This is a genomic window from Streptomyces sp. WM4235, assembly GCF_001279725.1.
Taxonomy (GTDB): Bacteria; Actinomycetota; Actinomycetes; order Streptomycetales; family Streptomycetaceae; genus Streptomyces.
The window spans coordinates 1-10,303 of record NZ_LGDE01000041.1; the positions used below are offsets into that span (position 1 = coordinate 1).

Genomic DNA, 10,303 nt, shown 5'->3' on the forward strand with positions numbered 1-10,303 from the left:
CCCTGGGCGCGGCCGGGGTGGGCCGGGTCGAGGTGCTCGACGGGGGGCGGGTCCAGCCGGGCGATGTGGCGCCGGGCGGGTTGGGGCCCGGGAGCGTGGGCCGGTTGCGGGCGGAGGCCGCGGGGGCGCTCGTGCGGCAGGCCGGCCCGGGACGCGCCCCCCGGGCCGGGGAGGGAGAGGGGCCGGAGCCGGGGCTTTCCCTGGTGGTCGTCGCTCCCCGGGACGGGCTCCAGGCGTGGGCCCCCGATCCGGAGACGGCCGCGGACTGGGTGGCCACGGGCACTCCGCATCTGTACGCGGGGGTGTTGGAGGGCACCGGGCTGGTCGGGCCGCTGGTGCTGCCGGGGGTCACGGCCTGCGCGGGCTGCATGGAGCGCGACCGGATCGACCGGGACCCTGCCTGGCCCAGGATGCTGGTGCAGTGGCGGTCGGCGCACCGCCGCCGCGCCACGGCGGCGTGCGACCTGGGGTTGGCCTCGGCGGTGGCGGGATTGGCGGCGGGGCACGCCCTGTCCTTCCTCGACGGGCACCTGCCCGCCTCGACGGGAGCCCGGTGGGAGGCGGCGTTACCGGGCCTGAGCTGGGAGCCCTCCGAGGTTCGCCCCCATGAGGACTGCCCGTGCTCCGCCGCCTCGATCCCGGACGCGGCGCCGGTTCCGGCCGGCGCCGGCCGGGGCGGTGCGACCGTGCCGGGGAGGGGGCGGGGAGGATCGGGCTGAGGGGGCCGCCGGGGGCCATGACAGGATGCGTTTTGTCTGCCTCAGGGGGCGCGCCCCTGAACCGCCGCTCGCGGCACGGCTGTCTGGGAACTGGAGGGGCGTATGTCTGATCTTCCCCGGAAGGCGGTCACCCGTACCGTCAAGCTGGCCGCGCTGCCACTGGGCTTCGCGGGTCGGGCCACCTGGGGGCTGGGAAAGCGGATCGGAGGCAAGTCGGCGGAGATCGTCGCGCGGGAGCTCCAGCAACGCACCGCCGATCAACTGTTCCGTACGCTCGGCGAGCTGAAGGGCGGGGCCATGAAGTTCGGTCAGGCCCTGTCGGTCTTCGAGTCGGCTCTGCCCGAGGAGATCGCCGGCCCGTATCGGGCGGCGCTGACCAAGCTCCAGGAGGCGGCCCCGCCGCTGCCGGCGGCGCGGGTGCACCAGGTGCTCGCGGAGCGGCTGGGCGAGGACTGGCGTGACCTGTTCCGGGAGTTCGAGGACACGCCCGCGGCGGCCGCCTCGATCGGTCAGGTACACCGGGCCGTGTGGCACGACGGCCGGCAGGTGGCGGTGAAGGTCCAGTATCCGGGTGCGGGCGAGGCGTTGCTGTCGGATCTCAGGCAACTGAGCCGGTTCGCGGGGCTGTTGGGGCCACTGATCCCGGGCATGGACATCAAGCCGCTGATCACCGAACTGCGTGACCGGGTCGCGGAGGAGTTGGACTACGAGCTGGAGGCCGAGGCGCAGCGGACGCACGCGGACGCGTTCGACGGCGACGAGGACGTGGTCGTGCCGGACGTCGTGCACCAGGGCGACGAGGTGCTGGTGACCGAGTGGATGGACGGGACCCCGCTGTCGGAGGTGATAGCGGACGGTACCCAGGAGGAGCGAGACCGTGCGGGGCAGTTGCTGGCCCGGTTCCTCTTCTCCGGGCCGGCGCGGACCGGGCTGTTGCACGCCGATCCGCATCCCGGGAACTTCCGGCTGATATCGGGTGAGGACGGCCGGATGCGGTTGGGCGTACTGGACTTCGGGACGGTCGATCGCCTTCCGGGCGGCTGGCCCAAGCCCATCGGCCGGTCGCTGCGGCTGACGCTGGGTGGTGACGCCGAGGGAGTCTACGAGCACCTGCGCGCCGAGGGGTTCGTGAAGGAGTCCATCGAGTTGGACCCGGAGGCGGTGCTCGACTATCTGGAGCCCCTCCTCGAACCGGTCGAGGCGGACGAGTTCACCTTCACCCGCCCCTGGCTGCGCGGCCAGGCGGCTCGGGTCGCCGATCCCCGCTCCCCCGCCCACCAGTTGGGACGACAGATCAACCTGCCGCCGTCGTACCTGCTGATTCACCGGGTCACGCTGAGCACCATAGGCGTGCTGTGCCAGTTGGGTGCGACGGTGCGGCTCCGCGAGGAACTGGAGTCCTGGCTACCGGGGTTCCTGCCCGAGGACCGGGAAGACGACCCGGTACACGAGAAGGACCAAGGGAAGGTCTGCGAGCGGGGGGAGTAGTACGCCCCCACCCCCGGCGGTGTCGCCCCGGCTCGGTGGCGGGCTCGGGCGGGGACGGCGGGGACGTGCGCTCGGATGGCCGGGGCTTGGGTGGCCGGGGCGTCGGGTGGCTGGGGCTCCGGGCGGCTGGGGCTTCACACGGCCCGGCTGCACGTGGCTCGGCTCCGCGCGGCTCGGCCCCGGGGCGTCAGGCGGCCGGGGCTTCGGGCGGCCGGGGCTTCGCACGGCCCGGCTCCAGGCGACGCGGCTGCACCTGGCCCAACTTCCGGCGGCCCAGTTTCCGGGCGGCCGGGGCTTCGGGCGGCCGGGGCTTCAGGTGGCCCGGCGCTCCAGGCAGTCCCGCCGCACGGGGCTCGGCTTCGGGCGGGACGCCTCCGCGCGGCCCGGCTCCAGGCGACCCCGCCGCACGTGGCCCAACTTCGGGCGGCCCGGCCGCACACGACCCGGCTTCGGGCGGGGCGGGGCCGTCGGTCACCACCAGGAGGAGTCGAGCCGGCCTTCGATCGCACGGAGGTTGGCGCGGGCGCATTCGACGCAGAAGTACTGCCTGGTCCCGTTCTCCACGGAGCAGGTCCAGGTGGGCGGCGCCCCGTTCGGGGCGTCGACGCCGCATCCCGCGCAGACGGCGGGCTGGGCCTCGGGTCCCGGCGGGGTGGGGCGGGGAGTCGACTGGTCCACCCGCAGACGATATCTCCGGCGGCGGTGGACGCGCTCCGCAACGCCCCGGGGGGACCGGTCCTTTCGGACCGGTCCCCCCGGGTGCTGTTCCTTCTGTGCTCAGTTCATGACGGCCATGGCGAGGGCCCGCCGGGCGCGCATCGAAACGCGCTCGGCTCGGCGCTGCATGCGCCGGGCGGCGACCAGGCGCAGGGCGTGACGCTCGGCGTCCGCCTCACGCATGCGGTCGTCCATATGGGCACGAGCCATGGCTTCTGGGATGAGTTGCATTTCGCGGGTCCTGTTCTGACGCGAGGTGATCGCGCCTGCGGTGATGAAGTCTGCGGTGGCGGAGCCGTGCGGCTGCTCGCTCGTGGTGGTGTGGGTGGACATGAGGGCCTGCTTCAAGGGGTCGCGCGTCAGGGGGCGGTCGATGGTGCCGATGGCGGTCATGCCGCGACAACCGGGTTCTTGCGCGGACGACCACGGGGCCGCTTCCGGGCGACGACGACGCCCTGGACGAAGAGCTCGCCTCCCCAGACACCCCAGGGCTCGCGGCGCTCCTTCGCGCCGGCGAGGCAGGCCTCGACCAGCGGGCAGGTGCCGCAGAGCGACTTGGCGTACTCGACGTCGGCCGGGGACTCGGCGAAGAAGACCTCGGGGTCGAAGGTGCGGCAGGGAACGGGTACGCCGAGGTTCTCGATGGCGTCGTCGAGCGCGGTCAGCGCGGTGAGGGGAGTCAAGGTGGAGTCCTCCGGGACTGCGGGCGGGGAGATCGTTTGGGTCTGCGGTACGGACGGGGCGTGCGCTTCGAGTTGCACGGTGGTTTCTTCCTCGTCTTGGTTGACTAGTCGGTCCGGCCGGGGTCGGCCGGGGGTCGGCTGGTACCTGTTCTTGCCAGTCCCGAGGCCCCTTCGCTCCGCAGTCCCCGTTCGGGGACAAACAGAAGGGCCGCGGATCCCGGGTGGGGTTCCGCGGCCCTGAAGGCGCCGGTCTGATCGTCGATCAGACTGGATCACTCCAGGGTTCGAGCCCACGGAAGGCCCACATCAGGTGGTGCTGCTGCTTCGTCTGCTTCGTCTTGACTCCGGCACCGGCCGCCGCGGCCGCAAAGCCATAGGCGCCATGCGCCTGGGCTTCCTCAGCCATTACTGCCACCGGTGCCTGGGTCGGTCGCTCATTACGAACACTCGGCCGCAGCGCGGAGGCCGCGAGCAGGGCAGGGGTCCCCGAGGAAAGCGTGGAGACGCCTGCGGCGAGAATCGGAACGAGCGAGGAGACACCGAGCGGGCAGGAAGCGGCGACCGAGCGATCGGTCATTTTGGTGGTCGTCATGAAGCTGGTCACTGGTCTCGCCTCCTCTCGGCGTCTCGGGGACGGGGCCCGGGGGCCCGTCCCATGCGTATTCGGATAAGTACAGCACGGAACCGGGGCTTCGAAGAAGCCAACGTTTCCGTTGCTAAGAACCTATGGGGATTCGCCGGGCATGTGCAAACTATTTTTCCGACGAGTTTCTACGCGTCGTCAGGATCTCCGGCGCCAGGCTCCTGGCCTGCGCAGATGGCCAGGACGTCGACTCCGTACCGCTCAAGCTTGCGGCCACCCACGCCGGAGATCATCGAGAGCTCTCCCGCCTCGGACGGCGCGGCCTCCGCGATGGCCATCAGTGTCTTGTCCGTGAAGACGCAGTAACCGGGCAGGCCCTGCTGCTTCGACTGGATGGCGCGCCACTCGCGCAGCCGCTCGTACAGCCCCTCGTCCATGTCCGACGGGCAGTCCTCGCAGCGCATCAGTTTGAGTTCGCCGGCCTCGGTCAGGGTCTTGCCGCAGACGCGGCACAGCACCGGGCCGCGGGGGCCGCGCTTGCGGGGGGCACGCTCGGTCGCGGCGCCGTTCCTGCTTCCCGGGACGGCGGAGCCCGGCCGCAGGCCGTTCAGGAAGCGACTGGGGCGTCGGGAGGCTCTGCCGCCCGGAGCCCGGGAGAGCGCCCAGGAGAGGGTCAGGTGCAGCCGCGCCCGGGTGACGCCGACATAGAGCAGCCGGCGCTCCTCCTCGACCTGTTCGTCGGTCTTCGCATAGGTGATCGGCATCATGCCGTCGGTGAGCCCCACGAGGAACACCGCGTCCCACTCCAGGCCCTTGGCGGCGTGCAGCGAGGCGAGGGTGACGCCTTGGACGGTGGGGGCGTGCTGGGCGGCCTTGCGTTCGTCCAGTTCCACCGTGAGTTCGGACAGGCCGGCGCCCGGGCGGGAGCGGGCGAAGTCCTCGGCGAGCCGGACGAGCGCGGCCACGGATTCCCACTGGTCGCGCACGGCGCCGGATCCGGCGGGCGGCTCGGCCGTCCAGCCGGTGGAGCTGAGCACCGCCCGGACCTGGGACCCGAGCTCGACGACGTCGTCCAGGAGGGGATCGTTGCCGCCGGAGCGGGCGGCCCCGCGCAGGGCGAGGATCGCCTTCTGGACCTCGGCCCGCTCGAAGAACCGCTCGGCTCCGCGCAGCTGGTAGGGCACTCCGGCGTCGGCGAGGGCCTGTTCGTAGACCTCGGACTGGGCGTTGATCCGGTAGAGCACGGCGATCTCGCCCGCGGGGACGCCCGCCGCGATGAGGTCCCGGACCCGCCCGGCGACGCCCTCGGCCTCGGCGGGCTCGTCCGGGTACTCGGCGTAGACCGGGTCGGGGCCGACCTCGCGCTGGGAGATCAGCTCCAGCCGGTGTTCGGCGGCGCGGCCCTTGGCCTGGTTCAGCAGGCCGTTGGCGAGGTGCACCACCTGGGGGGTGGAGCGGTAGTCGCGGATCAGCTTGACCAGGGTGGCCTGCGGGTACTTGGTGCGGAAGTTCAGCAGGTGGTCGGGGGTGGCGCCGGTGAAGGAGTAGATCGTCTGGCTGGCGTCGCCGACCACGCAGAGGTTGTCGCGCTCGCCGAGCCAGAGGTCGAGCAGGCGCTGCTGGAGCGGGCTGACGTCCTGGTACTCGTCGACCACGAAGTGCTGGTACTGGCTGCGGATCTGCTCCGCGATGTCGTGCCGGTCCTGGAGGATCCCGACGGTGAGGAGCAGCACGTCCTCGAAGTCGATCATGTTCCGGTCGCGCTTGAGTTGTTCGTACGTCCCGTAGATCTGGGCGATCTCGGCCGTGTCCCGGGGGGCCTCGCGGCCCGCTTTCAGGACGGCCGCCGGGTAGTCGGCGGGGACGGTCTGGGTGACCTTGGCCCACTCGATCTCGCCCGTGACGTCGCGCAGCTCGCCCCGGTCGAGGCGGACGCGGCAGCGGGCGCCGGCCTCGGCCACGAACTGGATCTTGCGTTCCAGCAGTCGGGGGACGTCGCCGCCGACGGCCTTCGGCCAGAAGTACTGGAGCTGGCGCAGGGCGGCGGAGTGGAAGGTCCGGGCCTGGACCCCGCCCGCTCCGAGGGTCCGCAGTCGGCCCCGCATCTCGCCGGCGGCGCGGTTGGTGAAGGTGACGGCGAGCACGCTGGCGGGCATCAGTTGGCCGGACCGGACCCCGTAGGCGATCCGGTGGGTGATCGCGCGGGTCTTGCCCGTGCCCGCTCCCGCCAGCACGCACACCGGTCCGCGCAGGGTCGTCGCGACCTCGCGCTGCTCCGGGTCGAGGCCCTGGAGCACCGCGTCGGCCGAGTCGGCTTCGGCCGGGAAGGATGAGGAGTGCGTTGCTGCTGTCACCCCGCCATGCTGCCAGGTCTCCAGGGGCGGACGGGAAACTTGTCCACAGGCCGCCCGCTCCGGTCGTACTTGTGCCGTGAGGGCCCCGCGGGAATGGCGGGACGGTGTCGGGCGTTCGAGTACTCGGACCACCGAGACCCCACGAAGGAGACCGCAGCATGCAGGACACGGGCACCGTCACGATGTACAGCACGACCTGGTGCGGCTACTGCAGCCGGCTGAAGAAGCAGCTGGACCGCGAAGGCATCGCGTACGACGAGATCAACATCGAGCACGACCCCGCGTCCGCAGCGTTCGTGGAGAAGGCGAACGGCGGCAACCAGACGGTTCCCACCGTCCTCGTGAAGTCGGCCGCCGGCAACGAGTCCGTCATGACGAACCCGAGTCTCGCCCAGGTCAAGCAGGCCCTCGCCGTCTGACCGTCGCGGCACCGCCCGACGCACGGACCACCGAATCACGGACGACCGACGCGCGGACGACCGGCTCGGGACGACCGGCACCGGTCGGGTCGACGTAGCGAACGTCACACGCGTACGACAGAAGGCCCCCGCCGCGGCGGGGGCCTTCTGTCGTGACGGACGTCACGGGTGCGGGGCCCGCGCGACCCGCCTCACGCGAGGGGGCGCGGCAGCGGCTTCCCGTACCAGAGTTCGACCAGGCGGGCCGCGATGGAGACCCCGGCGGGCGGCAGCACCTCGCCCGCCTCGATCGCCTCGCGCAGGTCCTCGCGGGAGAACCAGCGGGCCTCCTGGATCTCCTCGCCGTCCACCGTGATCTCCGAGGTGACGGCGCGGGCGGTGAAGCCGAGCATCAGGCTGTACGGGAACGGCCAGGGCTGGCTGGCGACGTAGTCGACCTCGCCGACCTTGACGCCGGCCTCCTCCCAGACCTCGCGGATCACCGACTGCTCGATGGACTCGCCCGGCTCCACGAACCCGGCGAGCGTCGAGAAGCGGCCCTCGGGCCAGTGCACCTGCCGGCCCAGCAGCGCGCGGTCGTGCTCGTCGGTGACGAGCATGATCACGGCCGGGTCGGTGCGCGGGTAGTGCTCGGCGCCGCAGCCCGGGCAGCGGCGGATGTGTCCGGCTGCGGCGACCACCGTGCGCTCGCCGCAGCGGGAGCAGAAGCGGTGCATGCGCTGCCAGTTCTCCAGCGCCACCGCGTGCACCATCAGCCCGGCGTCGCGCGGGTTCAGCAGCAGGCCCGCCTCGCGGAGGCCGGCCGGGCGGGCCGACTGGTCCATGCGGCCGGGCAGGGAGTCCTTCTGCAGCGCGAAGTACCGTACGCCGTCCTCGTCCGAACCCAGGAAGTAGCGGTGGGTCTCGGTGACCGGGGCCTCGAAGGCCGGGGTCATCACGATGCCGGTGCCGCCGTCGGGGGTGTCGTCGATCAGGACCTGGCCGCCGGAGACGACGAAGACGCGGGTCGTCGGGTGGCTCCAGGCGGCGGCGAGCCAGGCCTCGTCGAGGCGGTGGTGCGCGGCGCGGTCGATCCCGCTGGGCGCGGCGAGCGTGATGGGGCGCTCGGGCTCGGTATGGGTGCTCATCAGGTACTTCCAACTCCCCCGGTGGTGGGACAGGCAGGCTGGGCGGGACGGCGGGTGGGTGCGTCAGGCGGGCTTCCAGTGGGCGGCCAGGTCGCCCCACAGGTACGCGGCGGTCTCGACGCCCTTGAGGAGCAGGTCGAGTTCGACCTTCTCGTTCGGCGAGTGCCAGCCGTCGGAGGGGACCGAGATGCCGAGGAACAGGACGGGTGCGTCGAGCACGTCCTGGAGGTCGGCGGCCGGCCCGGAGCCGCCCTCGCGGGTGAAGCGGATCTTCTGGCCGAAGGCGCGCCCCATGGCGCGCACGACGGATTGCAGCGCCGGGTGGTCGAGCGGGGTGAGGCAGGGCCGGGTGGGGGCTCCGAAGACGATGGAGTGCCGGATCCCGGCCGGGACGCGCTCGGCGACCCAGGTCTTGACGGCTTCCTCGACCTCGTACGGGTCCTGCCCGGAGACCAGTCGGAACGACAGCTTCAGGTGTGCGGAGGACGGCACGATCGTCTTGCCGCCGGGGCCCTGGTAGCCGCCGCCGATGCCGTTGACCTCGGCGGTCGGGCGGGCCCAGACGCGCTCCAGGGTGGTGTGGCCCTTCTCCCCCGCGGCGGCGTGCGACCTGGCCGTGCGCAGCCACTCGGCCTCGTCGAAGGGCAGTTCGGCGATCAGTGCGCGCTCGGCGTCGGTGAGTTCGACGATGTTGTCGTAGAAGCCCGGGATGGTGACCCGCTCGTCGGCGTCGTGCAGGGCGGCCACGAGGCGGGCGGCGACGGTGGCGGGGTTGGGCACCGCGCCGCCGAAGGCCCCGGAGTGGATGTCCTGGTCGGGGCCGTGGAGGTCGATCTCGCAGTCCGCGACGCCACGCATGCCGGTGCACACGGTGGGGGTGGTCTCGGACCACATGCCGGTGTCGGAGACGATCACGACGTCGGCGGCGAGGCGTTCGGCCTCGCGCTCGACGAGGGCGCGGAAGTTCGGGGAGCCGGACTCCTCCTCTCCTTCGACGAGGAGCTTGAGGTGCACGGCGGGGGCGTCGGCGCCGGTGGCCGCGAGGTGGGCCCGGACGCCGAGGGTGTGGAAGAGGACCTGGCCCTTGTCGTCGGCGGCGCCGCGCCCGTACATCCGGCCGTCCTTGATCACCGGCTCGAACGGGTCGGTGTGCCAGCCGTCGGCGAGGGCCGCGGGCTGTACGTCGTGGTGCCCGTAGACGAGGACGGTGGGGGCGGCCGGGTCGGCGGCGGGCCACTCGGCGTACACGGCGGGGGCGCCCGCGGTCTCCAGGATCTCGGTGACCGGGAAGCCGGTGGTCTTGAGCTGCGCGGCGAGCCATTCGGCGCTGCGTCGTACGTCACCCGCGTGCTCGGGCTGCGCCGAGACGGAGGGGATGCGCAGCCAGTCGGCGAGTTCGTCGAGGAAGGCCGCGCGGTGGGTGTCGATGTACGTGCGGACGACGCTGTCCGCCTGGGGGTCGCTCATGCCACGAGCCTAGCCTTCCGTGTGATGGTCACTTTCCGCGTCCGTTTTGCCTTGGAGGATCCGCTCAATGCCGGCGCGGTCGGGAAGGGCGCGGGGGCGGATCACGCGGCCGCTGCGGACGTGCAGGAACGCGGCGTCGACCCGTTCGAGCGGGGTGCCGGTGGCCTCCGCCCAGGCCAGTCGGTAGACGGCGAGCTGGAGGGGGTCGGCCTCGGTGGTGCGGCCCGTCTTCCAGTCGACGATCTCGTAGTCGTACGGACCCTCGTGGTGGCGGTACACGGCGTCGATCCGGCCGCGGACGACCCGGCCGGCGAGGGTGAGCTGGACCGGGGCCTCCATGCGGTGGGGGGTCCGGTCGGCGTAGGCGCTGCGCTCGAAGGCGGCCTTGAGGGAGTCGAGGTCGGCCTCGTCGACGATGTCCTGGTCGGAACCGGGCAGTTCCCCGGCGGGGTCGAGGACGTCGAGGAGCGGGAGGGGCAGTTCGTCGAAGCGGGACTCGACCCAGGCGTGGAAGCGGGTGCCCTGCCGGGCGGCGGGCTGCGGGGGCTTGGGCATGGGGCGGGCGAGGTCGCGGACGAAGCCCTGCTCGTCGGAGGCGAGGCGAAGCAGTTCGGAGGCGGACAGGGCGGCGGGCAGCACGACGTCGCGCACGGCGGCGCGGGAGCGGCGCAGCTCGCCTTCGAGGGCGTCGAGGTCGCGGTCCCAGGAGGCGATGGCGCGGGCAGGGCTTCGCCCGGGGCCCAGAG

11 protein-coding genes are annotated in these 10,303 nt (G+C 72.5%); 3 read left to right on the forward strand and 8 right to left on the reverse strand.

What is annotated here, in order from left to right; genetic code table 11:
• Positions 1-719, forward strand: a 719-nt coding sequence (locus tag ADK55_RS05675) for a ThiF family adenylyltransferase (protein ID WP_234349911.1), incomplete at its 5' end; no start/stop codon positions are given.
• A 102-nt stretch (positions 720-821) separates the two neighbouring features.
• Complete coding sequence (locus ADK55_RS05680) at positions 822-2,207, forward strand: ABC1 kinase family protein (RefSeq protein WP_053676351.1); 1,386 nt, start codon at positions 822-824, stop codon at positions 2,205-2,207.
• A 471-nt stretch (positions 2,208-2,678) separates the two neighbouring features.
• Here ADK55_RS05680 and ADK55_RS05685 read toward each other — a convergent pair whose 3' ends face one another.
• The 5 genes from ADK55_RS05685 to ADK55_RS05705 form a co-directional block, all read right to left on the reverse strand.
• Positions 2,679-2,885, reverse strand: coding sequence for a hypothetical protein (locus ADK55_RS05685; RefSeq protein WP_053676352.1), 207 nt, complete (start codon positions 2,883-2,885; stop codon positions 2,679-2,681).
• 99 nt (positions 2,886-2,984) lie between these two features.
• A complete protein-coding gene (locus ADK55_RS05690) occupies positions 2,985-3,317 on the reverse strand; it encodes a hypothetical protein (RefSeq protein ID WP_053676353.1) in 333 nt (110 codons plus the stop codon).
• Complete coding sequence (locus tag ADK55_RS05695; RefSeq protein ID WP_053676354.1) at positions 3,314-3,685, reverse strand: WhiB family transcriptional regulator; 372 nt, start codon at positions 3,683-3,685, stop codon at positions 3,314-3,316. Before ADK55_RS05695 ends, ADK55_RS05690 begins: the two co-directional genes overlap by 4 nt.
• 184 nt (positions 3,686-3,869) lie before the next feature.
• Positions 3,870-4,211, reverse strand: coding sequence for a hypothetical protein (locus ADK55_RS05700; protein ID WP_053676355.1), 342 nt, complete (start codon positions 4,209-4,211; stop codon positions 3,870-3,872).
• A 167-nt stretch (positions 4,212-4,378) separates the two neighbouring features.
• Positions 4,379-6,544: an ATP-dependent DNA helicase UvrD2 gene (locus ADK55_RS05705; RefSeq protein WP_053676356.1), complete on the reverse strand. Its 2,166-nt coding sequence runs from the start codon at positions 6,542-6,544 to the stop codon at positions 4,379-4,381.
• A gap of 158 nt (positions 6,545-6,702) precedes the next feature.
• Here ADK55_RS05705 and ADK55_RS05710 point away from each other — a divergent pair, with 158 nt between their 5' ends.
• Complete coding sequence (locus tag ADK55_RS05710) at positions 6,703-6,963, forward strand: mycoredoxin (RefSeq protein ID WP_053676357.1); 261 nt, start codon at positions 6,703-6,705, stop codon at positions 6,961-6,963.
• Positions 6,964-7,154: 191 nt separating this feature from the next.
• On the opposite strand, the gene nudC is transcribed toward ADK55_RS05710, so the two are convergent.
• The 3 genes from nudC to ADK55_RS05725 form a co-directional block, all read right to left on the reverse strand.
• A complete protein-coding gene (nudC, locus tag ADK55_RS05715; RefSeq protein ID WP_053676358.1) occupies positions 7,155-8,090 on the reverse strand; it encodes an NAD(+) diphosphatase in 936 nt (311 codons plus the stop codon).
• Between the two features lie 63 nt (positions 8,091-8,153).
• Positions 8,154-9,557: a dipeptidase gene (locus ADK55_RS05720; protein WP_053676359.1), complete on the reverse strand. Its 1,404-nt coding sequence runs from the start codon at positions 9,555-9,557 to the stop codon at positions 8,154-8,156.
• A 9-nt stretch (positions 9,558-9,566) separates the two neighbouring features.
• Positions 9,567-10,303: PD-(D/E)XK nuclease family protein (locus ADK55_RS05725; RefSeq protein WP_199826450.1), on the reverse strand; the 737-nt coding region annotated here is incomplete at its 5' end.